18 protein-coding genes are annotated in these 22,885 nt (G+C 71.8%); 14 read left to right on the top strand and 4 right to left on the bottom strand.

The window, feature by feature from the left end; translation table 11 throughout:
• Window positions 1–61: 61 nt before the first annotated feature.
• Window positions 62–898, bottom strand: a complete 837-nt coding sequence (locus ACXR8F_RS03120; RefSeq protein WP_458798684.1) for a DeoR/GlpR family DNA-binding transcription regulator — start codon at window positions 896–898, stop codon at window positions 62–64.
• Between the two features lie 115 nt (window positions 899–1,013).
• On the opposite strand from ACXR8F_RS03120, the gene ACXR8F_RS03115 reads away from it, so the two are divergent.
• From ACXR8F_RS03115 to ACXR8F_RS03055, 13 genes are all read left to right on the top strand, one after another.
• Window positions 1,014–1,943 (top strand): PfkB family carbohydrate kinase, encoded by a 930-nt coding sequence (locus ACXR8F_RS03115; RefSeq protein WP_458798683.1) that lies wholly within the window; start codon window positions 1,014–1,016, stop codon window positions 1,941–1,943.
• 121 nt (window positions 1,944–2,064) lie between these two features.
• Complete coding sequence (locus ACXR8F_RS03110) at window positions 2,065–2,964, top strand: aldolase (protein ID WP_458798682.1); 900 nt, start codon at window positions 2,065–2,067, stop codon at window positions 2,962–2,964.
• Window positions 2,961–4,382 carry a hypothetical protein gene (locus ACXR8F_RS03105; RefSeq protein ID WP_458798681.1) on the top strand — a complete coding sequence of 474 codons (1,422 nt, stop codon included), beginning with the start codon at window positions 2,961–2,963 and terminating at the stop codon, window positions 4,380–4,382. The genes ACXR8F_RS03110 and ACXR8F_RS03105 overlap by 4 nt, the downstream gene beginning before the upstream one ends.
• A gap of 34 nt (window positions 4,383–4,416) precedes the next feature.
• Window positions 4,417–5,742, top strand: coding sequence for an ABC transporter substrate-binding protein (locus ACXR8F_RS03100; protein WP_045191408.1), 1,326 nt, complete (start codon window positions 4,417–4,419; stop codon window positions 5,740–5,742).
• A gap of 1 nt (window position 5,743) precedes the next feature.
• A complete protein-coding gene (locus ACXR8F_RS03095; RefSeq protein WP_045191409.1) occupies window positions 5,744–6,700 on the top strand; it encodes a carbohydrate ABC transporter permease in 957 nt (318 codons plus the stop codon).
• A gap of 10 nt (window positions 6,701–6,710) precedes the next feature.
• A complete protein-coding gene (locus ACXR8F_RS03090; protein WP_045191410.1) occupies window positions 6,711–7,526 on the top strand; it encodes a carbohydrate ABC transporter permease in 816 nt (271 codons plus the stop codon).
• Between the two features lie 2 nt (window positions 7,527–7,528).
• Window positions 7,529–9,847, top strand: coding sequence for a glycoside hydrolase family 31 protein (locus tag ACXR8F_RS03085; RefSeq protein WP_458798680.1), 2,319 nt, complete (start codon window positions 7,529–7,531; stop codon window positions 9,845–9,847).
• The gene (locus tag ACXR8F_RS03080; RefSeq protein WP_458798679.1) at window positions 9,837–10,952 is read left to right on the top strand and encodes a M24 family metallopeptidase; all 1,116 of its coding nucleotides are present in this window, start codon (window positions 9,837–9,839) and stop codon (window positions 10,950–10,952) included. The genes ACXR8F_RS03085 and ACXR8F_RS03080 overlap by 11 nt, the downstream gene beginning before the upstream one ends.
• Before the next feature lie 42 nt (window positions 10,953–10,994).
• On the top strand, window positions 10,995–12,422 hold the full coding sequence (locus ACXR8F_RS03075) for an NAD-dependent succinate-semialdehyde dehydrogenase (protein ID WP_458798678.1): 1,428 nt from the start codon (window positions 10,995–10,997) through the stop codon (window positions 12,420–12,422).
• 33 nt (window positions 12,423–12,455) lie between these two features.
• Window positions 12,456–13,181 carry a TSUP family transporter gene (locus tag ACXR8F_RS03070; RefSeq protein WP_458798677.1) on the top strand — a complete coding sequence of 242 codons (726 nt, stop codon included), beginning with the start codon at window positions 12,456–12,458 and terminating at the stop codon, window positions 13,179–13,181.
• The gene (gene glpK / locus ACXR8F_RS03065) at window positions 13,178–14,752 is read left to right on the top strand and encodes a glycerol kinase GlpK (RefSeq protein WP_458798676.1); all 1,575 of its coding nucleotides are present in this window, start codon (window positions 13,178–13,180) and stop codon (window positions 14,750–14,752) included. Before ACXR8F_RS03070 ends, glpK begins: the two co-directional genes overlap by 4 nt.
• On the top strand, window positions 14,749–16,470 hold the full coding sequence (locus tag ACXR8F_RS03060) for a glycerol-3-phosphate dehydrogenase/oxidase (protein WP_458798675.1): 1,722 nt from the start codon (window positions 14,749–14,751) through the stop codon (window positions 16,468–16,470). The genes glpK and ACXR8F_RS03060 overlap by 4 nt, the downstream gene beginning before the upstream one ends.
• Window positions 16,471–16,671: 201 nt before the next feature.
• Complete coding sequence (locus ACXR8F_RS03055; RefSeq protein WP_458798674.1) at window positions 16,672–17,364, top strand: lysozyme family protein; 693 nt, start codon at window positions 16,672–16,674, stop codon at window positions 17,362–17,364.
• Between the two features lie 83 nt (window positions 17,365–17,447).
• On the opposite strand, the gene ACXR8F_RS03050 is transcribed toward ACXR8F_RS03055, so the two are convergent.
• The 3 genes from ACXR8F_RS03050 to ACXR8F_RS03040 all read right to left on the bottom strand — a co-directional run bounded on the left by ACXR8F_RS03050 (window position 17,448) and on the right by ACXR8F_RS03040 (window position 21,206).
• A complete protein-coding gene (locus ACXR8F_RS03050; RefSeq protein WP_458798673.1) occupies window positions 17,448–18,698 on the bottom strand; it encodes a M24 family metallopeptidase in 1,251 nt (416 codons plus the stop codon).
• A 12-nt stretch (window positions 18,699–18,710) separates the two neighbouring features.
• Window positions 18,711–19,529, bottom strand: a complete 819-nt coding sequence (locus ACXR8F_RS03045; protein WP_458798672.1) for a creatininase — start codon at window positions 19,527–19,529, stop codon at window positions 18,711–18,713.
• 96 nt (window positions 19,530–19,625) lie between these two features.
• Window positions 19,626–21,206: a purine-cytosine permease family protein gene (locus tag ACXR8F_RS03040; protein ID WP_458798671.1), complete on the bottom strand. Its 1,581-nt coding sequence runs from the start codon at window positions 21,204–21,206 to the stop codon at window positions 19,626–19,628.
• A gap of 154 nt (window positions 21,207–21,360) precedes the next feature.
• On the opposite strand from ACXR8F_RS03040, the gene ACXR8F_RS03035 reads away from it, so the two are divergent.
• A complete protein-coding gene (locus tag ACXR8F_RS03035) occupies window positions 21,361–22,872 on the top strand; it encodes a PucR family transcriptional regulator (RefSeq protein WP_045191415.1) in 1,512 nt (503 codons plus the stop codon).
• The last annotated feature ends 13 nt before the right edge of the window (window positions 22,873–22,885 follow it).

Below are 22,885 nucleotides of genomic sequence, written 5' to 3'. Positions count from 1 at the left end.
ACCGGACTAACACCCGGAGGCCCCCGGAGCCCTTCTGGGCTCGTGTGGTCGAGCCGCGGGGTCAGCCGGCGACCAGGACGCCCTCGGGCAGGTCGTGCAGCGTGTGGGCCAGGTGGGCCGGCGGCGGCGCATCGCTCACGACCCCCGAGATGGCCGACCAGTCGCACAGCAGCACCGGCGCCGTGGTCGTGAACTTGCTGGAGTCGACGAGCAGGATCGTGCGCTGCGCGATCGCCATGAGGGCGAGCTTGGTCGGTCGCTCGTTGTCGGTGGACACGTAGATGCCGTGCTCGTCGGCCGCGGCAGCCCCGAGCAACAGCGTGTCGACCCGCAGCCCCCGCGTCGACTCGACCGTGCGCGGACCGACGAAGGCCTGGCTGTCGGGGAGCAGCTCGCCGCCGAGGCCGACGAGCCGGCTGAGCCCCCGCGCGAGGGCCAGCTGCATGACCGGCACGGAGTGGGTGACGACCGTCCCACGGAAGGTCTCGGGCAGCGCCTGCATGGCGGCATACGTCGTCGTGCCCGCGTCGATGGCCACGGTCGCGGTTGCCGGCAGGGTCGCGACGGCGAGGGTCCCGATGGCCTGCTTGGCGTCGGCGTTCTCCTCCGCGCGTCCGGTGAAGGCGGGGGAGTGGAGCGACTGCCTCAGTGCGCTGACGCCGCCGTGGACGATGCGCACCTTGCCCTGCTCGGCGAGCTTGCGCAGGTCGCGGCGGACGGTCATGTCCGAGACGCCGAGACGTCGCGTGAGCTCGGTGACCGAGACGAAACCGGTGCCTTCCACGCGCTCGAGGATGCTGCGCCGCCGGTCGGGGGCGGTGTCGTAGCGCATGGCACCGGGTTCGGCCCCCTGATCGGCCCCCAGCTCGGCCCTCAGCTCGGCCCCTGACTCACTCATCGACGACTCCCACTCGCTCAGCATACGTGAGTTACCGACCAGAATCTGTTGACTTTCCAACATCCGCTGTTAGGGTATCAACATCAACTGGGACGCACGAAGGAGTGCAGGACGCATGGCAAGCACACAGGCTGTCGAGGCGGTCTTCGTCGGAGTCGCCACCCTCGACGCGATCGCCCTGGTCCCGAGCTTCCCCGGGCCCGACCAGCGCGTCGTCGCGGACGAGGTGTCCTACGCCGGCGGCGGTCCCGCTGCGACGTCGGCCGTCACCGCAGCGCGCCTCGGCGTGCGCAGCGCCTTCGTCGGCACCGTCGGCGACGACGCCAACGGGCGGGCGGTCCTCGACGGGCTGGCCGCCGAGGGCGTCGACGTCAGCGGCGTCACCGTGGCGCCGGGCGTGGCCACCGCCGCCAGCGTCGTCGTCGTCGACCGAGAGCGCGGCAGCCGCGCCATCTGCAACCGGCCGGCCCCGCGCATCGACATCTCCGCCGGCGTCGAGCTCATCGCCGCCGCCCCCGTCGTGCACGCCGACCACGCCGGCTGGCAGCCGGTCCACGAGTCAGGGCTGCTGCGCGAGGGTCAGGTGCTCTCCGTCGACGCCGGCAACGACATCCCCGGTTTCGACGCTCGAGGCGTCGGTTTCTACGTGCCCACCGTCGAGGCCCTCGAGCGCCTCCACGGCGAGCGTCCGGTGGACGATCTGCTGGCCCTGGCGCTCGAGCAGGGCTGCGACGTCGTCGTCGCCACCGACGGCGCCCGCGGCTCGCACGCGTTGGCGGCCGACGGCCGGCGGGCGTATGCCGCCGCACACGCCGTCGACGTGCTGAGCACCCTCGGTGCCGGCGACGTCTTCCACGGCGCCCTCGTCGCGGCCGTCGTCCGCGGCCTCCCCCTCCCCGAACAGCTCGCCTTCGCCAACGTCACGGCAGCGCTGTCGTGTCGTGGGCTCGACGGGCGCTCACGCATCCCACAGCTGCCCGAGGTCCTCCAGGTCCTCGAGACCCGGCAGGCCGAGGCCCAGCCCGAGCCGGCACCCTCGGCCTGAGCCGGACGCCGTTGGGCCACAACGACATCCGCCCAGTCATCCCCGCCACCTCACCCCTCTCACCCACGACGCCGACCACGCCGACCACGCCGACCACGCCACGACCCGCAGGAGAGAACCCATGACCGAGACGAACCCCGACACCGCGACCGGGACACGCTTCCGGCTCGAGGACGTGGCACGACCGAGCGGCGGCTTCGCCATGCTCGCCGTCGACCAGCGCGAGGCCATGCGCGCGATGTTCGCCGAGCACCAGGACGCGCCCGTCACGGACCAGCAGCTCACCGACTTCAAGGTCGCCGCCACCCGCGTGCTGACTCCCCACGCGTCGGCCGTGCTCGTCGACAAGCAGTTCGCGTTCGACGCCGTCGTCGACGCGGGCGCCGTGGCCCCGACCTGCGGCCTCATCGCGGCCGCCGACCACTTCATCGCCGGCAACGGCGAGTTCGTCACCTCGGTCGAGATCGACCGCGCGGTCGACCCCGCCGCCGTGCGCGAGCAGGGAGCGGTCGCCATGAAGCTGCTCGTCATCCACCGCCCCGACGAGGCCGCGGCGACGCGGGTCGAGATGGTCGAGGAGTTCGTCGAGCGCTGCCGCGCCGCCGGCCTCGTCAGCATCATCGAGCCGGTGGCCAAGGCCCCGCGCGCCGGCGGCGCCTGGGACTGGGACGCGTGCGTCATCGAGGCCGCGCGCGAGCTGGGGTCGCTGGGGGCGGACCTCTACAAGGCCGAGGTGCCGTTCAAGGGGCAGGGCTCCGACGACGAGATCCGCCGCGCCTGCGCCGAGATCACCGAGGCCGTCGCGTCGCCCTGGGTCGTGCTGTCGTCGGGCGTCCCCGCCGAGCTGTTCCCGCACGCCGTCGAGCTCGCCTGCCACGAGGGGGCATCCGGCTTCCTCGCCGGCCGTGCCGTGTGGGCCTCGGTCATCGGCAGCGACGACATCGAGCGCGACCTCCGCGAGGTGTCGATCCCGCGCCTGCAGCGGCTCGGCCAGATCGTCGACGAGGCAGTCGGGCGATGAGCACCACGCAGGCCCCCAAGGTCACGCTCGTGGCCACGGCACGCCCGACCTTCGCGGTCGACGTCGCCGAACGGCTCGCCGGCGAGGCGCGTGCCCTGCTCGTCGAGCTCGGCGCCGAGGTCAGCGGACCCGACGCCCTCGTGATGACGCCAGACGACGTCGCGGCAGCCAAGGCGTACGTCGACGGCTCGGCCGACCTCGTCGTGAACGTCTGCGCCTCCTTCTCCGACGCGACCCCCGCCCTCGAGCTCTACGGCGACCTCGAGCAGCCCGTGCTGCTGTGGTCGTTCCGCGAGCCCGGTCCGGTCGGTGACCGCCTCTGGCTCAACTCGATGTGCGGCGCGAACCTCTTCGGCCACGCCCTCGTGGTGCACGCCGGGCGCACGCCGCGACTCGTCTACGGAAACCCCGACGAGCCCGAGACCCGCAGCGTCCTCGAGGCCGCCCTCGCGGGGCGGCTGCCCGAGGTGGTCCCCGCCCCGACCGACACCCGCGAGCGCAGCGAGCGCGCCGACGTCGAGCCGGCGCTGGAGTCGCTGCGCGGTCGCCGGCTCGGCCTCGTCGGCGACGCCCCTCCCGGCTTCACGCCGAGCCAGTACGACGGCGACCTGCTGAGCAGGCTCTTCGGCATCGAGGTCGAGCAGGTGCCCGTGGAGGCCATGTTCGAGCAGGTGGGCTGCGTCAGCGACGCGGACGCGGCGGCCGAGCACGACGCGGCCGTCGAGGCCCAGCCCAGCCTCGCCTCCGTCGACGCCGGCCAGGCCCTCGCCTCGGCACGCATCACGACGGCCATGCGCGGCTGGCGCGACCGGGAGACCCTGTCGGGCATGGCGATCCGCTGCTGGCCTGAGTTCCCCACCCAGCTCGGTGCCTGCCCGTGCTCGTCGCTCTCCCGCGTCGCCGACGAGGGCACGCCGACCGCGTGCGAGCGCGATGTCTACGGCGCCGTGACGATGCTGCTCATGGAGGCGCTGGGATCCGGCACGACCTACCTCGTCGACACCGTGGAGCTCGACGCGGAGCAGAACGTCGTGCGGCTCTGGCACTGCGGTGCGGCCGCGACGTCGCTCGCCGCCGACCCCGATGACGCCACGCAGTCGACCCACTGCAACCGCAAGCTCGGCGTCGCGGGCAACTTCCCCCTGCGCACCGGCCCGGTCTGTATGGCCCGGCTCACCGAGGACCCCGAGCGGCCCGGGCAGCTCCGGCTGCTGCTCGCCGCCGGCGAGTCGATGCCCGAGCCGAACCGGTTCCAGGGCAACACCGCCGCCGTCCGCCTCGACGGCGACGCGTCCACCTTCGTCACCGGTCTGGTGACCGGCGGCTTCCCCCACCACACCGTTCTCGCGTGGTCCGACGTGCGTCCGCAGCTGCGGGCCGCCGCCGACCTCGTCGGGATCTCGGTCGTGGACTGGTAGTAGCACCCTCGCAGGACCCCAAGGAGAGACAACGATGTCTGACACGCCCAAGATCGACCGCCGTCGGTTCCTGCACGGCCTCGGCGCCCTCGGCGTCGGGGGAGCCCTCACCGCGTGCGTGGGCCCGACGATCACCTCGCGTGGTGCCGGGGGCACCGCGGCCGGCTCGGCGGCACAGCTGCTGCCGCCCGTCAACAGCTCCAAGGCCACCGGCCCGGTGTCGTTCGCGCACTGGCGCGCCGAGGACAAGGCCGTCTTCGACACGCTCATCGCCTCGTTCCGCAAGGCGAATCCGCAGGCCGACGTCACCCAGGACATCGCGCCGTCCAACGACTACCAGAGCACCGCGCTCCAGAAGATCAAGGGCGGCAAGATCGGGACGGCGTTCACCGCGTTCCGCGGCGCCCAGTTCGTCAACATGAACAAGGCCGGGCTGTATGCCGGTCTCGGTGCCCAGCCGTTCGTCGACAACTACTTCGCCGAGCTGATCAAGACGGGCCAGGCCGACACCCGGGCGCAGATGGGCCTGCCCTACCAGCTCGTCTTCAACATGCCGATCTACAACGAGGCCGCCTTCGAGGCTGCGGGTGTCAGCTCGTTGCCGAAGGACTGGGACGGCTTCCTCGCGCTGTGCGAGACCCTCAAGGGCAAGGGCCTCACGCCGATCGCGTGGCCGGGCGGCGAGCCGGCCAACTCGGGCCAGCTCATCAACTCGATGGTGATGAACAACATGCCCACCGACACGGCGTTCGCCGACATCGAGGCCGGCACCCGCAAGGTCACCGACGACTGGTTCATCGCCACACTCAAGCAGTACCAGCAGCTCGCACCGTTCTTCGAGGCCAACTCGACCGGCACGAGCAGCGAGCCCCTGCAGCAGCTCTTCGCGAGCGGCAAGGCGGCGATGCTCGCCACGGGCTCGTTCCACATCAGCGCCGTCCGCAAGCTCGGCGCGAAGTTCCCCATCGGGCTCGTCGCGCCCATCACGGTGGATGCGGCGAAGGCGAAGTACGAGGGCATCTACAACGCGACCTTCATCCTCGGGGTCAACTCGGCCGGCAAGGGCCAGGACGCCGCCCTCAAGTGGGTGCAGTTCCTCTCCGACCCGGTCAACGCCGCCGTCTACGCCAACGGCACCGCGCAGCACGTCACGGTCAAGAACGTCGAGTACACGAACGCCGACCTCAAGCACAACGCCGCGTGGCTCGAGAAGAAGACGATGCTCGCGCCCCGCTTCCAGTTCAACAACCTCGACATCAGGGCGGCCGTCGAGGCGGCGTGCGTCGCCGTCGTCGGTGGCACGTCACCCGACCAGGCTGCGGCCCAGGCCCAGGGCGTCGTCGACCAGAAGCGGAAGTGACATGTCCACGACACTGACCTCCGAGCGTCCCCCCGAAGCCCCGACCGGTCCCGAGCCCGAGCGTCCGGACGGGCGTCGCAACCCGATGGCGGCACACCCCGCCCTCTGGCTCTTCCCCGTGCCGGCCCTCGTCCTCTACATCACCTTCTTCGTCATCCCGACGATCCAGGGCGTCGTCTACTCGGTCACCGACTGGGACGGCTTCAGCCCCACCGCGCAGTTCGTCGGCGTCGACAACTTCGTGAAGATCTTCACCGGTGACGACCTGTTCCGGAACGCCCTCGGCAACAACCTCAAGTTCATGCTGGTGGTCGTCGTGTTCCAGACGGTCTTCTCGCTGGCACTGGCGGTCTTCCTGACGAAGAACAGCAAGTCGTCCGTGGCCCTGCGGTCGGTGTTCTTCTTCCCGACCATCCTGTCGAGCGTCTCCGTCGCGTTCATCTGGAAGTTCGTCTACGACCCGAACTTCGGGCTCGTCAACTCCGTGCTCGGCGCCGTGGGGCTCGACCGGTTCCAGAGCGCCTTTCTCGGCAACGACGGGCAGGCCATCTACTGGGTCGCACTGACCCAGGTGTGGTTCCACGTCGGCCAGATGATGATCATCTTCATCGCCGGTCTGCAGCAGATCCCGCAGGAGCTCTACGAGTCGGCCCAGACCGACGGGGCCAGCAGGTGGCAGCAGTTCCGCCACGTGACCCTGCCGATGGTGGCTCCGGCCACCGCCGTCGTCATGGCGTACACGACGGTGCAGTCGTTCAAGGCCTTCGACCTCATCCTCGGCCTCGGCGGCAACCCGCCGAAGGGCTCGCTCGACATCCTGTCGACGCGCATCTACTCGGGCTTCGCGAACTCCCAGTTCGGTTACGCCGCAGCCGAGTCGCTCGTCTTCATGGCCCTGATCGCCGCCATCACCTGGATCCAGCGCCGTGCCGTCAAGGCCAGCAGCCCGGACGCGTGAGGAGAGTCCCATGACCTACAACCTGTCCCGACGCGTCGTCCTCGGCGTGTATGCCGTGCTCGTCATCGTCCCGCTCGTCGTCGTGATCTTCGGATCCTTCAAGACGAGCCAGGACCTCTTCGCCTCACCGTTCACACCACCCACCGACTGGCAGGGCGGCAACTACTCGAAGGTCGTCAAGGACTCCGGTCTCGGTGTCGCCTTCCGCAACAGCGTCATCGTCACCGGGCTGTCCGTGCCGCTCACGCTGTTCGTGGCGAGCCTCGCGTCCTACGGCATCGCCCGCACGACGGGCTGGAAGAGCGCGCTGCTGTTCGGCTTCATCGTGCTCGGCATGGCGGTTCCCGCACAGGCCAACATGATCCCGCAGTACGTCCAGTTCGAGACGTTCGGCCTGACGAACTCCCTGCTCGGCCTGGTGCTCATCAACATCGTCGTCACCCTGCCGATCGCGGTGTTCATCCTCACGGGTTTCCTCAAGACCCTCCCCAAGGAGCTCTTCGAGGCCGCTGCCGTCGACGGGTCAGGGCCCTGGCGCACCTACCGCTCGGTGGTCGTGCCGGTCTCGGTGCCCTCGCTGTCGGCGACCGCGATCTTCCTGTTCGTCATCCACTGGAACGACCTGCTCTACCCGCTCCTGTTCATCAACGAGGCCGACAAGCGCACCATCCCCGTGGCGCTGCTCTCGTTCCAGGGCGAGTTCCTCACCGACTACCCGCTGCTCTTCACCGGCGTCGTCGTCGCCTCCGCGCCGATCGTCATCGCCTACGTGTTCCTGCAGCGCTACTTCGTCGCCGGCATCACGGCCGGCGCCGTGAAGGGCTGACGATGACGCACGAGACTCCGTCCTCCTCCGCGTCCACGGGCGCCGTCCTGCTCCGCCGCGTGCGCGACGCCCGGGTCGACGCGCAGGGGACCACGGCCACGCTCGCCGTGGACGGGCTGCCCGGTGTGCAGCTGGGCGTCATGCCGGGCTGGCTCACGGGGGAGCCGCTCGAGGACCAGGGTGTCGAGACGCAGATGCCCAACCTCCCCGACATCGAGCTGCCGCCCACCGACGTCACGCCGTTCGAGCTCAGGGTCACTGCCCCGCGGCCCGACTGCCTCCGACTCACGGTGGGACCGAGCGGCGCATCCGCGCTGGCCGACGACGGCACCTCGACGGGCATCGTGGCCCATCCGGCGCCGGCGCCTCAACGGATCGCGCTGGAGCAGAACGAGACCCACGTCGTCCTCACGACCGGAAACCTCCGGCTGGAGGTCGGACGGGCACCCTTCACCCTGCGTCTCGTCGACGAGGCCGGCGGCGCCACCATCCTGCGCACAGCAGACCGCCTGCGCCAGGTCGCAGGCCTGCTCACCGCCCCGTCCGTGGTCGCCACCGGCGGCACGACGACGCTCAACCTCGAGCTCGGCTCCGACGAGGACGTCCTCGGCTTCGGCGAGCAGTTCGGTCGGCTCGTGAAGAACGGCCAGCTGCTGCGACTGCGCAGCGAGGACGCCTGCGGCACCGGCACCGGCATGGCATACAAGCCGGTCCCGGTCTGGCACTCGAGCCGCGGCTACACCGGCTTCGTCAACACGGGGGCCGTCGTCAACGCCGACGTCGGGCACTCCCGACCCTCCGTGCTCTCCCTCGGCATCGAGGACGGGGCGATCGACCTCTACGTCTTCGCCGGCCCCGACCCGGGTGCACGACTGACGAACTACACCGAGCTCACCGGGCGTGCTGACGTGCCGCCGCCGTGGGCCTTCGGCTACTGGATGGGCCGCTGCCGCTACCACTCGAGCGAGGAGATGCTCGAGGTCGCGCAGAGCACCCGGCGCCACCAGGTGCCGATGGATGTGCTGCACCTCGACCCCGACTGGCTCGTCGTCGACCGGCTCAACACCGACTTCATCTGGAACACCGACCGGTTCGGCGACCGCAAGCAGTTCGTCGAGGACCTCGCCGACCTCGGCCTTCGGCTCTCGGTGTGGGAGCTGCCCTACCTCGACCCGGCCTCTCCGCTCTTCGACGAGGCCGAGCGCGAGGGCTACCTCGTGCGCCGCACCGACGGGACGCTCGCCGGCATCGTCAAGACGCCGACCCCCGACGGGCGCATGCGCGCTCTCATCGACTTCACCAACCCGACGGCCAAGCGCTGGTGGCAGGAGAAGCACCGCGCCTTCCTCGACGACGGGGTCGCGGTGTTCAAGACCGACTTCGGCGAGGCGCTGCCCGACGACGTCGCCCTCTACGACGGCACCCCCGCCAACCAGGCGCACAACCTCTACCCGCTGCGCTACAACGCCGCGGTGTCCGACGCCATCCGGGAGTTCACGGGACGGGCACCGCTCGTCTGGGGGCGCAGCGGCTGGGCCGGCTCGCACCGCTACCCGGGTCAGTGGGGAGGCGACGCCGAGTCGACCGTGGCCGGCATGCAGGCGACGGTCCGTGGTGGGCTGTCGTACGCGATGAGCGCCCCGGGCTTCTGGAGCCACGACATCGGCGGCTTCTTCGGGCCCGAGCTCACGCCGGCTCTCTACGTGCGGTGGACCCAGCTGGGTGCGCTGTCGCCGCTCATGCGCGCCCACGGGCTGCGCCCCCGCGAGCCGTGGGCCTTCGGTGACCGGGCCCTCGACATCGCGCGTGAGTGGGTGCGACTTCGCTACTCGCTGCTGCCCTACCTCTGGCAGGTGGCCCGCGAGTCCGCGGCGAACGGCTGGCCCGTGATGCGGCCGCTCGGCTTCCACCACTCCGACGACCGGGTCGCGCGCAGCGTCGACGACAGCTTCCTGCTGGGCCGAGACCTGCTCGTCGTGCCCGTCTTCGACGACGGCGACGCCCCCGTCAGCCGCACGTTCTACGTGCCCGAGGGCGAGTGGTTCGACCTCGACGACGACACGAGGTATGCCGGTCCGGCCTTCCACACCGTCACGGTGCCGCTCGACCGGATGCCCGTCCTCGTGCGCGGTGGAGCGACGATCCCCCGGGTCGACGTCGACGAGTCCGTCCGGTCGGTCGACGACCTGCACGGGCGGCCCTGGACGCTCCACGCATACGGCGCCGGGGCGCCCGACGGCGCGGACGCCACCGACGGCCTCGTCGGGTTCGACGAACAGCCGGCATCCTTCGCCGGACCGGTGGTGCGACATGGGGGCTGACGAAGGCAGGTGGGGCGACCTGCAGGAGAAGCTCGCCCGCCTCGCCGAGCTGGCGCGCAGCCACAGCGTCGACACCGTCGTGCTGCGCGAGCCGGCCAACCTCACCTGGCTCCTCGGCGCCCGGGTCAACGTGCCGCAGACGCTCGACACCGCGTGCCTCGACGTCATCGTCCACGTGCCGGCGTCGGGCGCCGTCGGCCTCACCGTCGTCACGAACGCCATCGAGGCGCCGCGGCTGCGCGATATGGAGCTCGCCGGCCTCGACGACGCGTGCGAGACGCGGTGGGAGGTCGTGCCATGGTGGGAGGGCCGTGACGGGAAGCTCCCCACGGGTTCCCGTGTCGCGGGCGACCGGCCCCCGTCCGGCGCCGTCCCCGTCGGGGCCGACCTGGCGGCAGCCCGCCGACAGCTCACCGGACTCCAGCGCAGCCGCCTTGCCGACGTGTGCCGCGACGCGGCCGCTGCCGCCACCGCTGCAGCGCAGGGACTGACGCCGAGCACCACCGGCTACGCCGCGGCCGGAGCGTTCGCCCGCGAGCTGCTGGACCGCGAGCTCGACCCCATCGTGCTGCTCGTGGGCGGTGCCGACCGGCTCGAGGCGCACCGGCACCCGCTGCCCGTGGGCGAGCCCGTCGGCGACCTCGCGCTGCTCGTCGCCTGCGGACGGCGGCACGGGCTGGTCGCCAGCGTGAGCCGCATCGTGTCCTTCGCCTCCCTCGATGCGCAGCAGGAGGACGCCTACCGCCGGCTGCTCTCCGTCGAGCAGGCCTTCCTCGACGAGAGCCGAGTGGGTGCGCGACTCGGCGACGTCGTGGGTGCCGGCGCTGCGGCATACGGCCGCAACGGCTTCGACCCCGACGAGTGGCACCGCCATCACCAGGGCGGCCTCAGCGGCTTCGTGCCTCGGGAGTTCCCCGCGCACACGACGAGCGACGTCGTGCTCGGCGACGGTGCCGTCGTCGCCTGGAACCCGAGTGGTGCCGGCTGGAAGGTCGAGGACACGACGCTCGTGCTCGACGACGGTCCGCGCACCCTCGTGCACGACGACGCCTGGCCCACGGTCGAGGTGGGCGGTCGCCGCCGCCCTGGCGTGCTCGTCCGCTGACGCCCCATGACGTACGGAAACCCTGAACGCAAGGAGACTGCAGTGCCCACCATCGCGAAGAACCTCGTCGCCGGCACCTGGGAGGAGGGCGAGTCCGCCCTCGAGGTCACCAACCCCGCCGACGGGACCGTCGTCGGGCAGGTCGCCTGGGGCGGACCCGACACCGCCCGTCGTGCCGCCGACGCCGCAGCGGGAGCCTTCGGCGAATGGTCCGAGCTGCCCGCCCGGCGGCGTGCCGACATCCTCCTCGAGGCGTCCCGGCTGCTCGCCGAACGCGCCGAGACGATCGGCGCGACGCTCGCCCGCGAGGCCGGCAAGCGGCTGCCCGAGGCTGTCGGCGAGGTGGCCTTCAGCGCCGAGTACTTCCGCTGGTTCGCCGAGCAGGCGCGCCGTCCCCACGGCGAGGTGATCCCGCACGAGGCCGCCGACCGGCGCCACCTCACCGTGCGCCGACCCGTCGGCGTCGTCGCCTCGCTGACGCCGTGGAACTTCCCGTGCTCCATCCAGGCGCGCAAGCTCGCCCCGGCGCTCGCCGCCGGCTGCACGGTCGTCGCGCGGGTGTCGGAGAAGGCCCCGCTGGCGGCGACGGAGCTGATCCGCACCCTCGTCGACGCCGGCGTGCCCGACGGCGTCGTCAACCTCGTGCACGGCCCCGCCCGCGAGGTGACCCAGGCCCTGCTCGACCACCAGGCCGTGCGCGCCGTGTCGTTCACCGGGTCCACGCAGGTCGGCCGCGAGATCATGGCGTCCGCCTCGCGCAGGATCGTGCGCCCGTTGCTCGAGCTGGGTGGCGACGCCGCCTTCGTGGTGTTCGACGACGCCGACCTCGACGCGGCCGTCGAGGGGGCGATGCTCGCCAAGTTCCGCAACACCGGCCAGTCGTGCATCGCCGCCAACCGCTTCCTCGTGCACGAGGACGTGCACGACGAGTTCGTGGGGCGCCTCGCAGCTCGCGTCGACGCGATGACGATCGGCGACGGCCTGGCCGACCCGCTGCCCGACCTCGGTCCCGTGATCGACCAGTCGCGAGTCGATGCCGTGAACTCCCTTGTCGACGAGGCGATCTCGCTCGGCGCCAAGCGCGTCACCCAGGAGCGCGACCTGCCGACCGCAGGGACGTTCGTGGCACCGACGCTGCTCACCGACGTGCCGACGACCGCCGGTCTCGCCACCGAGGAGGTGTTCGGCCCCGCCGCCGCCGTCTTCCGGTTCCGTGACGACGACGACGCCGTCACGCGGGCCAACCGCACCGAGATGGGTCTGGCCGCCTACGTCTGGTCGGCCGACGTGTCGCGGTGCTGGCGCACGGCCGAGCGCCTCGAGGCCGGCATCGTCGGCGTCAACAACGCACTGCCGTCCGTGGCCTTCGCCCCGATGGGTGGCGTCAAGCAGTCCGGCCTCGGCCGTGAGGGTGCCGCCCTCGGGCTCGAGGAGTTCGAGGACGTCCGCTACCTCGCCCTCGGGCTCTGACCCCGCCATGACGACCGACCAGGACGCGACGGCATGAGCACCGAGCTCGTGCTCCTGCCCCTCGGCGTCATCGCCGGGGCGCTGACCCAGCGGGTGACCGGCATCGGTTTCGCGCTGGTCTGCGCGCCGCTGCTCGTGCTCGTCGCCGGGCCGTTCGAGGGCGTCGTGCTCTCGAACCTGCTGGGGCTCATCGTCAGCGCCGTCGTGTTCGTCGCCCAGTGGCGCGGGACCGAGTGGCGCAAGGGCCTGCTGCTGGCCGTGCCCGCGCTGCTCGCGATCCCGCCCGGGGCCTGGGTCGCGCGCAACGTGCCCGCGCCGCAGCTCATGGTCATCATCGGGCTGACGGTCATCGTCGCCCTCGCCGCCGTGGTGCTCAGCGACCGGGCCCGCGTGCTGCGCGGCACGTCGGGCGCGGTCGTCGCCGGCGGGGCGAGCGGCTTCATGAACGTCACTGCGGGCGTGGGCGGCCCGGCCATCGTGCTGTATGCCGTCAGCACCTCGTGGGAGCACCGCAAGTTCGTCGCGACCTTCCAGTTCTTCTCGATCTTCACCAACCTCGCGTCGCTCGCAGCCAAGGGCGGCCTGCCGCGGGTGTCACCGGCCGCCCTCCTCGTCTCGCTCGGTGCACTGTTCGTCGGGCTGCTCGGCGGGGAGGCGCTCTCGCGACGGGTGGACCACGACATGGCCCGCCACCTCGCCATCGGGCTGGCGCTCGCGGGCGCGGCCTTCACGGTCGTGAAGGGAGTGCTGGCGTGGTGAGCGCGCGTCGCGGGCGCCCGCCCTACGTGGCCGCCATCGACCAGGGGACGACGAGCACCCGCTGTCTGGTGGTCGACGCGGACGCCACCGTCGTCGGCAGCGCGCAGACCGAGCACCGGCAGCACTACCCGGCGCCGGGCTGGGTCGAGCACGACGCCGAGGAGATCTGGCGCAACACCGTCCACGTCGTCGAGGCGGCCCTGCGCGACGCGGGACTCGAGGCCGCCGACATCGCGGCGTGCGGCGTCACCAACCAGCGCGAGACCGTCGTGGTGTGGGACCCGGCGACCGGCGAACCCGTGCACCCGGCAGTGGTGTGGCAGGACACGCGTACGGCCGAGGTGTGTGCGCGTCTGGCCGACGACCCGGCCACCGTCGAGCGCGTGCGCGCGATCACCGGGCTGCCGCTGTCGACCTACTTCAGCGGGCCGAAGATCGCGTGGGTGCTCGACCACGTGCCGGGAGCCCGTGAACGAGCCTGCGCGGGTGACCTGCTCGTCGGCACGGTGGACTCCTGGCTCGTCTGGAACCTCACGGGCGGCCCCGACGGAGGGGTGCACGTCACCGACGTCACGAACGCGTCGCGCACGCTCCTCATGGACCTGCGGACTCTCGCCTGGAGCGACGAGCAGCTCGACCGTCTCGACGTGCCGCCGGCGGCGCTGCCCGCGATCCGCAGCTCGTCCGAGGTCTACGGCACCGGCCATCCCGGGAGCCCCCTGCCGGGCGTTCCCGTGGCCGGCGCGCTGGGTGACCAGCACGCCGCCCTCGTCGGGCAGGCCTGCTTCGAGCCCGGCTCGTCCAAGAGCACCTACGGCACCGGCGGCTTCCTGCTCGCCAACACCGGTGAGGAGATCGTCCGCAGCGACCACGGGCTGCTCACGACGGTCGCCTACCAGCTGGGCGAGAGGCCGCCGCACTACGCGCTCGAGGGGGCCGTCGCCGTGGCCGGCGCCCTCATCCACTGGCTGCGTGACCGCCTGGAGCTGGTCCGCGACGTCGCCGAGGTGGAGACGCTCGCGGCGAGCGTGCCCGACAGCGGGGGCGCCTACGTCGTGCCCGCCTTCTCGGGACTCTTCGCCCCGCGCTGGCGACCCGACGCCCGCGGCGTCATCGCTGGCCTGACGGCCTACACCTCACGGGCGCACCTCGTGCGGGCGGCGCTGGAGGCCACGTGCTTCCAGACGCGCGAGGTGGCCGACGCGATGCGTGCCGACACCGGCCGTGACCTGGACGAGCTCAAGGTCGACGGCGGAATGGTCGCCAACTCGCTGCTCATGCAGCTGCAGGCCGACGTGCTGCAGGTGCCGGTCGTCGCCTCCGAGGTGACCGAGACGACCGCGCTCGGCGCAGCGTTCGCCGCCGGCCTCGCGGTCGGCGTGTGGGACAGCCCGGAGGCCGTGGCCCGGGTGCGCCGTGTCGGTCGGCGGTGGGAGCCCGACCCCGGCTCGACGCTCGCCACCATCGGCTGGAGCGGCTGGAACAACGCCGTGGACCGGTCGCTCGGCTGGGCCACCTCCGAACCCGTGCCCCACCCCCAGCCCGAACCCCTCGTCAAGGAGACGTCGTGAACGTACGCGACCGCATCGACCCTGCCCACCGGGCCTCCACGTGGGGCGAGCTCCAGGACGGCGCCTTCGACGTGCTCGTCATCGGGGGAGGGGTGACCGGCGCGGGCGTGGCGCTGGACGCGGCGACCCGCGGGCTGCGAACCGCCCTCGTCGAGATGCGCGACTTCGCGAGTGGCACCTCGTCGCGGTCGAGCAAGCTCTTCCACGGCGGCCTGCGCTACCTGGAGCAGCTGAACTTCACCCTCGTGCGCGAGGCGCTGCACGAGCGTGAGCTGATGCTCACCCGGCTCGCGCCGCACCTCGTGCGGCCGGTGCCGTTCCTCTACCCGCTCAAGGGCCGGGTGTGGGAGCGGCCCTACGTCGGTGCGGGACTCGCGCTCTACGACGCCCTTGCCGGTCGCAGCAGCGTGCCGCGGCACCGCCATCTCAGCCGCACCGGCGCACGCGCCCTGTGCCCGGCGCTGCGACCCGACGCGCTGGTCGGTGCGCTGCAGTACTACGACGCGCAGGCCGACGACGCCCGGCACACCCTGACAGTCGCGCGCACGGCGGCGCACTACGGCGCCGTCGTCCGCTCCTCGACGAAGGTCGAGGGTCTGGTCCGCGACGGCGGCCGGGTCGTCGGCGCGGAGCTGCGCGACGTGGAGACGGGGGCGCGCGCGACCGTCCGCGCGTCCGTCGTCGTGAACTGCACCGGCGTGTGGACCGACGACGTGCAGGAGCTCGCCGACACGAGGGGTCGGTTCCGCGTGCGGGCGTCGAAGGGCGTGCACCTGGTCGTGCCGCGCGACCGGATCAACTCCGAGACCGGCCTGATCCTGCGCACCGAGACCTCCGTGCTCTTCGTCATCCCGTGGGGCAACCAGTGGCTCGTCGGCACCACCGACACCGACTGGAACCTCGACAAGGCCCACCCGGCTGCCAGCCGCTCCGACATCGACTACCTTCTCTCGCAAGTCAACTCGGTGCTGACCACCCCGCTGACGCACGACGACATCCTCGGCGTCTACGCCGGCCTCCGGCCACTGCTGTCGGGGGAGTCCGAGGCCACGAGCCAGCTCTCGCGCGAGCACGCCGTCGCCCGACCGCTGCCGGGCCTCGTCAGCGTCGCCGGCGGCAAGTACACGACCTACCGGGTCATGGCCCGCGACGCCGTCGACGCAGCCGTGCGCGACCTCGACCGTCCCGTCGCGCCGTCCGTCACGCACCGGACGCCCATCCTGGGGGCCGAGGGCTACGAGGCGCTGAGCAACTCCCTCGAGTCCCTGGCGGCCGAGTGGTCCCTTCCGACCTGGCGCCTGCGCCGGCTGCTCGACCGCTACGGCAGCCTCGTCGCCGAGGTGCTCGAGCCGACCCGCGAGGACGCGAGCCTGCGCGAGCCCCTCGCCGGCGCAGACGAGTACCTGCGTGCCGAGATCCGGTATGCCGTCACCCACGAGGGTGCGCTGCACCTCGACGACGTGCTCACCCGGCGCACCCGCATCTCGATCGAGGTCGCCGACCGCGGGGTGGGTGCGTCGTCGGGCGTGGCGGCTCTCGTCGCACCTCTGCTGGGCTGGGACGAGGCGACGACGACGGCGGAGGTGCGGGCGTACGCCGACAGGGTGCGCGCCGAGCGGGATTCGCAGACCCACGCCGAGGACCTGGACGCCGACGCCGTGCGACGGGCTGCCGCCGATCCCCGCACCCTCCACGGCGACGGGCGGCCGCGAGGCTGACGTCGGTGCACCACACTGGGTCGCGCCTCCGGCGCGCCGGGTGACGCGCTGCGTATCCTCGGCCGGGTGCGCGGTCGAGGATCGAGAGCGACCGGCAGACCGGCGGGCCGGCGGCGACGGCTCGGACGGGTCCCGGGCGGCGGGGTGTCCGTGGGCCTGGCCGTCCTCGGCACGGCGTGGGTCGTCGGTCATGGGCTCCAGATGCCGATCGAACAGCCGGCGACGGGCTCACTCGTCGACGTCGTCGACACGACGCCGCTGACCGCACCGGCCGAGCGGGCAACTGGGCGGCGCGGGGGCAAGGGGGCCGCCCCGCTGTCCGTCCAACCGGACCCGATCTGGGTGTCGCGCATCTCGTCGCGCACCGGCATCCCCGTCGTGGCGCTGCGGGCCTACGGGCGGGCCTCGATCCTCGCGGTGGCTGACCTCCCGGACTGCCACGTGGGCTGGACGACGCTGGCCGCCGTCGGCCGGGTCGAGTCGGTGCACGGCACGCTCGGTGGCGGACGACTGCTGAAGAGCGGTCGGACCTCCCGACCCATCGTCGGGCCTGCTCTCGACGGCGAGGGAGGAGTGGCGCCCCTACGACCTGACGCCGCCGGCGTACGCCTGCACGGGGACCCCACGTGGGACCACGCCGTGGGACCCATGCAGTTCCTGACGAGCTCGTGGGAGCGGTTCGGCGCGGACGCGGACGCGGACGGCGTCGCCGACCCGACTGACATCGACGACGCCGCGTGGGGCGCGGCACGGCACCTGTGCGCCGGCGGGGTCGACCTGAGCGACGGGCGTGCCTGGGCGCGAGCGGTCTTCGGCTACAACGCCTCCGACGCGTACGTCCGGCGCGTGCTCGACATCGCCGACGACTATGCCCGGGCGGCCGCGCGACGCTGAGAGCCGGCCGCTGAGCCCGGCCCTACTGCGGTGGCGCCCGGCCCTCCGCCAGCGGAGGACCGGGCGCCTGTCGGTGCGCCGCGTCAGCAGGGAATGATGTTGTGCTCGGGGCCGAACGGGAACTTCGTGATGTTCTCGGCGCCGTCCTCGCCCACGACGAGGATGTCGTGCTCGCGGTAGCCGCCCGCGCCGGGCTCGCCGTCGAGGACGGTGATCATCGGCTCCATCGACACGACCATGCCCGGCTCGAGCACGGTGTCGATGTCCTCGCGCAGCTCGAGGCCGGCCTCGCGGCCGTAGTAGTGCGACAGGACGCCGAACGAGTGGCCGTAGCCGAACGTGCGGTTCGGCAGCAGCCCGTGTCCGACGTAGATCTCGTTGAGCTCGGCGGCGATGTCCTTGCAGACGGCACCGGGCTTGATCAGCTCGAGACCGCGGCGGTGCACCTCGACGTTGATCTCCCACAGCTCGAGCGACCGCGCATCGGGCTCGCCGAGGAAGAGGGTGCGCTCCAGGGCGGTGTAGTAGCCCGAGGTCATCGGGAAGCAGTTGAGCGACAGGATGTCGCCGGGCTGCAGCGTGCGGGTGGTCGCCCAGTTGTGGGCCCCGTCGGTGTTGATGCCCGACTGGAACCAGACCCACGTGTCGCGGATCTCGCTGTCGGGGAAGGTGCGTGCGATCTCGTGGACCATCGCCTCGGTGCCGATGAGGGCGACCTCGTACTCGCTGATGCCCTCGCGGATCGCGGCGCGGATGGCCTCGCCGCCGAGGTCGCCGATGCGGGCGCCGTGCTTGATGACCTCGATCTCCTCTGCGGACTTGACCATCCGCTGGCGCATCGCGTCCTGGGCCACGTCGACGAGCTCGGCGCCGCCGAGCACCGCCTGCAGCTTGGCGTGGGCGTCGAGCGAGAGGGTGTCGAACTCGACGCCGACGCGGCGCGGCATGATGCCGCGCTGCGCGAGGGCCTCCTGGACGCCGTGCTGGAAGTTGTCGCGGCGCCAGTCGGTGTAGACGATGTTCTCGCCGTAGCTGCGACGCCACGGCATGCCGGCGTCGATGTTGGCCGTGACGCTGACCTGTTCGGTCGGGGTGACGACGAGGGCGTACGACCGGCCGAAGTAGGTGAAGAGGAAGTCGGAGTAGTACTTGATGCCGTGGTAGGAGGTCAGCACGACGGCATCGAGCCCCTTGGTCGCCATGATCTGGCGAAGGCCGGAGAGGCGGCGCTCGAACTCGGCGTCGGAGAAGGTCAGGGGGACCTTGGTGCCGTTGTGCAGTTCCTTGAGCCGCTCGAGCTCGCTGACCGACGTGACGGGGGTGGCGATGGACATGGTGGATCTCCTTCAGGGGGTGGTGAATCCGGGGGTGGCGTTGGCCGGGATCAGGTCAGGGGTGGTGCGAAGCTCGGCGCCGATCGACTCGGCGAGCGCGGCTGACGTCCGGTCGAGCAGCAGACGGCCTGCGCTCTCGGAGGCGGCGGCTGCGGAGGAGAGGCATCCGGAGATGGGCGTGAGCTCCGGGCGGACCGGGAGGCGGTCGTAGCGGGGCAGCTGTGCTGCCGGGAGGTCCATCACGCGATCGAGGTGGACGAGCTCGGGGTGCAGGTGCAGCATCAGCGAGGTCTCGAGCACGCCGCCGTGCTCGACGTCCCAACCGGGGAACGTGCCGCGGTAGATCTCCTCGATCGTCTCCTCGTCGACGAAGTCCCAGTAGGACAGCAGGATCGCCGACACGTCCTGCCCTCGCTGCTGCAGCTCGGTCGTCGCGAGCTCGACGCCCTCGTAGAGGAACTGGTAGTTCTCGAAGTGGCCGTTGAGGAAGACGACCTGCCGCGCCCCGTGGCGCGCGAACTCGAGCGTCAGGGTCCGGGCGATCGCGATGACGGTGGCCGCGTCGAGGCTCGTCGTGCCGGCCAGGTGGTTGCCACCGCCCGAGCGCTGCTGCGACTTGTAGCCGTACGTGACGGGCGCCGCCACGATGCCGTCGACGGCCTCGGCCAGTCGGGTGCTCATGGCCTTGGCGAGCAGCACGTCGGTCTGCAGGGGGAGGTGGGGCCCGTGCTGCTCGATCGCGCCGACCGGGACGATGACGGGCGCACCGCCACCGATCTTCTCGCGGTAGGTGAAGGCGTCGAGCTCCTCCATGAGGACGGTGGTGGGCATGGCTGCTCCTGAACGGGTCCGGGGGTGCGGGCAGGGTCCAGCGCTGCGGTGGGTGGGCGTGGGCGTTCCCACCCACCGCGCGCCGGTGACGGGGGGTCAGTGCGCGGGCGCAGAGACCTCGGTCGGGGTCGTGGCCGGTCGGCCGGGGGCGTACGCGTGGTCTGCGTCGTGCGCGCACGCGTCGCCGTGGTCGCGGAGGTAGTCCTCGTCGGCCAGGTCGGTCCTGATGCCCAGCGGCACGCCGTGGTGGATGCGGTCGCGGAAGCGCGGGTAGCCGAGGGCGAGGTAGAGCAGCCCGGACGTCAGCGTGCCCGCCAGCCACGACAGGTCGACGCCGCCCATGGCCGTCGCCGCCGGGCCCTGGAAGGCCGGGAGACCCCCGTACATGAACACCCACGTCATGAAGAGGCCGCAGACGAAGGCGACGATCGCCGCCCAGTTGACGGCCTTGAGGCGGGTGTCGCGCGGGTTGACGAAGAGGTAGCCGAAGGTCTTGTGGCGGCGTTCGAAGACGAAGTAGTGCACGGCCATGATGCCGCCCCACGTCGCGACCCAGGCCGCGATGGCGATGATCCAGCCGTCGAGCAGCGTCGCGAAGTCCTCGGCGAAGAGGAAGCCGATGACGGCGCACATCGACAGGCAGCCGACGATGACCGAGAGCTTCTTGCGGCCGATGCGGATGTCGAGCGCCTGGAACGCGACGCCGAACGTGTAGAGGTTGATGATGTTCGTCGCGATGGGTCCGTGGATCACGAGGAGGATCACGGGGATCGCCATCGCGCCGAAGCTCTTGACGACGAGCTCACCGGGGTCGGCGGTGCCGTGCATCGTCGCCAGGCTGGCGCCGAGCACGCCGAGCCAGACGACGGGCAGGAACTGGCCGAGCACCGAGGTGAGGTAGAGCTTCCACGGCGGGATGCGCTTGGAGACGAACCGCGAGTAGTCCGGCGCGTAGGTGAACCAGCCGATGCCCCAGCCGATCCCGATCGCGGTCATGATGCCCGACATGGCGGCCCACCGCTCTCCGCCGGTCAGCACCTTCCCGGGAGGGCCGGCGTAGCCCCAGTCGATCGGCAGCTGGGTCCAGGCGATGACCGACATGACGACGAGGACGAGGATCGTCGGGGGCATCGTGATGCGCTCGAACTTCGCGATGGCGCTGTAGCCGCGGTAGCAGATGCCGACCTGGATGCTCATGATCACGGCGGCGACGCCGATCTTCCAGGCGAGGTTGGACGCGTCCGGGTCGACCCAGCCGATCTTGGCGAAGAGCGCCATGACGAGGTCGAGGATGACCCACGTGTTGACGGCCGACCACCCGACCGCGACGACGGCCTGGATGGCGGCGGGGAGGTAGGCGCCGCGCCGGCCGAACGCACCGCGGGCGAGCAGCATGCCGGTGGCGCCGGTCTTCTGCCCGAGCAGCACGAAGAAGCCGAACCCGACCATGCCGATGATGTTGCCGACGACGAGAACCGTCATCGTGTCGGCGAAGCCGAGACCGAGCTGGATGCCCAGCGCGCCGAGGATCCAGTTGATCGGAGCGACGTTCGCCCCGGCCCAGATCCAGAACTGTCCGGAGACCTTGGTCGTTCGGGCGGACTCCGGCACTGGCTGGAGCACGTCCTCTACGGAATGGGTCACGTCTTCCGAGTGACTCTTGGTGGAAAGGCTCATGTGGGGACTGCTTTCGTCGTTGAAAACCCCTGAGGATGAATGGCCGGCTGCGACAACGGTAGGATCTGCCTTCCGTCCCTTCCAGACTCACACTGTCTCCTCTCACGGCCCGACCAGGTGACAAAGTGTCACCACCACTGCGAGGGTGACTGCTATGTCCCTTCTGCTGCGCGAGATCCTCGACAGTGGCGCCCTCGCCCCCGGCGCGCCGCAGGTGGTCGCTGCCCAGCGCGGCGTAGGGACGGCCCGGGTGCGGTGGGTGCACTCCAGCGAGGTGCTCGAGATCGCGCCGCTGCTGTCCGGCGGCGAGCTGCTGCTCACCGGCGGGGTCGCGCTGCTCGCGCTCAAGCCCGCGGCCCAGGTGGAGTACGTCTGGAGCCTCGCGTCACGGGGCGTCGCCGCGCTCGCCGTCGAGACGGCCGGGTCGGGCCGGCACCTGCCTGCCGAGCTGGTCGCCGCCGCCGAGGAGGCCGGTCTGCCGCTGCTGGAGCTGCGTCAGGTGGTCCCGTTCGTCGAGGTGGCCGAGGAGGTCAACCGCCGCATCGTCTCGGCGCAGGTGGCAGCCCTCCGCGTCGCGGACCAGCTCTCCCAGGCCCTCACGGAGCGGCTCGCGAGCTCCGGCACGGCCCTCGAGCCGCTGCTGGGCGTCATCGCCGAGACGCTCGGGGTCCACGTACGGGTGCTCGACACCCGCGGCGGCCTGCTCGGGCAGGCCGGTCCGGAGCCGGACGCGGAGGCCGAGCCGCTCGGGGTCGAGCTGTCGGTCAGCGGGATCGGGGTCGCCCACCTCGAGCTGCTGGGCAGCCCGGTGGCCGACGTGCAGACCCGGGAGACCCTGGAGACGGTGCTCGCCAGGGTGCGCAGCATCGTCGCGCTGGCGCTCGCCCGGCACAGCCGGCCCAGCCTGGTCAGGCTCGCCGAGGACGAGCTCGTGCGGCTGATCGGCGCCGGCGGGGGAGGTGAGCGCCTCCTCGAGCTGTGCCAGGCGGGTGGGATCGACCCCGAGCGGCCCCTCGTCATGGCGGTGGTGCGGCGCCCGGCCGACGGGCGCATCGACACGGAGCAGCGCACCCGCCGTGCCCTGCCGGCCTCGCTCGTCGTCGCCCACGCGGACTGGCTCGAGATCCTCATGCCGCTCCAGGCAGCGACGCAGGCCGAGCGGGCGCGGGCTCTCACGGCGCTGCGGGCCGCGATCGCCGGCACCGGTCTGACGGGCGCACTCGGCCCCACGGCCCCGACCGTGCGGCAGGCCTCGCTCTCCCTCGCGGAGGCGCGCGCGACGTGGCGCCTCGGCCGGTCGGCGAAGGGCACGGCCGCCGTCCACGACGCGTCCGACTACCTCGTGGAGCGGATGGCCGAGAGGTCGCTGTCGCGCAGTGTCGTCGACGCCCTCGTCGAGGAGGCGCTCGGTGAGCTGGTGCGGCTCGACCAGCGGTCCGGCGGCGAGCTGGTGCGCACCCTCGACGTGTGGATCTCCACCGGCTGCAACGCGACCGAGTCGGCGCAGCTCCTCTTCCTCGAGCGGCAGTCCCTGCACAAGCGGCTCCGCCGGATCTTCCAGGTGCTCGGTGGCGACCCGCGAGGGCGGGGTCAGCTCGCGGCGTTGGCGCTCGCGCTCCGGCTCGTGCGCGGAGGCGCCCAGCTGCGCGACGACCTGCGCTCCTGACCGCGGTGCCGGC

The organism is Terrabacter sp. AAH1 (assembly GCF_054456855.1).
Note: the sequence above shows the minus strand (reverse complement) of the source record. Positions and strands in the feature narration are given on the sequence as shown.

Bases quoted from the DNA above. Each gene is read 5' to 3' on its own strand.
- ACXR8F_RS03120 (WP_458798684.1), bottom strand. From the start codon at position 898: ATGAGTGAGTCAGGGGCCGAGCTGAGGGCCGAGCTGGGGGCCGATCAG.
- ACXR8F_RS03115 (WP_458798683.1), top strand. From the start codon at position 1,014: ATGGCAAGCACACAGGCTGTCGAGGCGGTCTTCGTCGGAGTCGCCACC.
- ACXR8F_RS03110 (WP_458798682.1), top strand. From the start codon at position 2,065: ATGACCGAGACGAACCCCGACACCGCGACCGGGACACGCTTCCGGCTC.
- ACXR8F_RS03105 (WP_458798681.1), top strand. From the start codon at position 2,961: ATGAGCACCACGCAGGCCCCCAAGGTCACGCTCGTGGCCACGGCACGC.
- ACXR8F_RS03100 (WP_045191408.1), top strand. From the start codon at position 4,417: ATGTCTGACACGCCCAAGATCGACCGCCGTCGGTTCCTGCACGGCCTC.
- ACXR8F_RS03095 (WP_045191409.1), top strand. From the start codon at position 5,744: ATGTCCACGACACTGACCTCCGAGCGTCCCCCCGAAGCCCCGACCGGT.
- ACXR8F_RS03090 (WP_045191410.1), top strand. From the start codon at position 6,711: ATGACCTACAACCTGTCCCGACGCGTCGTCCTCGGCGTGTATGCCGTG.
- ACXR8F_RS03085 (WP_458798680.1), top strand. From the start codon at position 7,529: ATGACGCACGAGACTCCGTCCTCCTCCGCGTCCACGGGCGCCGTCCTG.
- ACXR8F_RS03080 (WP_458798679.1), top strand. From the start codon at position 9,837: ATGGGGGCTGACGAAGGCAGGTGGGGCGACCTGCAGGAGAAGCTCGCC.
- ACXR8F_RS03070 (WP_458798677.1), top strand. From the start codon at position 12,456: ATGAGCACCGAGCTCGTGCTCCTGCCCCTCGGCGTCATCGCCGGGGCG.
- ACXR8F_RS03055 (WP_458798674.1), top strand. From the start codon at position 16,672: ATGCCGATCGAACAGCCGGCGACGGGCTCACTCGTCGACGTCGTCGAC.
- ACXR8F_RS03050 (WP_458798673.1), bottom strand. From the start codon at position 18,698: ATGTCCATCGCCACCCCCGTCACGTCGGTCAGCGAGCTCGAGCGGCTC.
- ACXR8F_RS03045 (WP_458798672.1), bottom strand. From the start codon at position 19,529: ATGCCCACCACCGTCCTCATGGAGGAGCTCGACGCCTTCACCTACCGC.
- ACXR8F_RS03040 (WP_458798671.1), bottom strand. From the start codon at position 21,206: ATGAGCCTTTCCACCAAGAGTCACTCGGAAGACGTGACCCATTCCGTA.
- ACXR8F_RS03035 (WP_045191415.1), top strand. From the start codon at position 21,361: ATGTCCCTTCTGCTGCGCGAGATCCTCGACAGTGGCGCCCTCGCCCCC.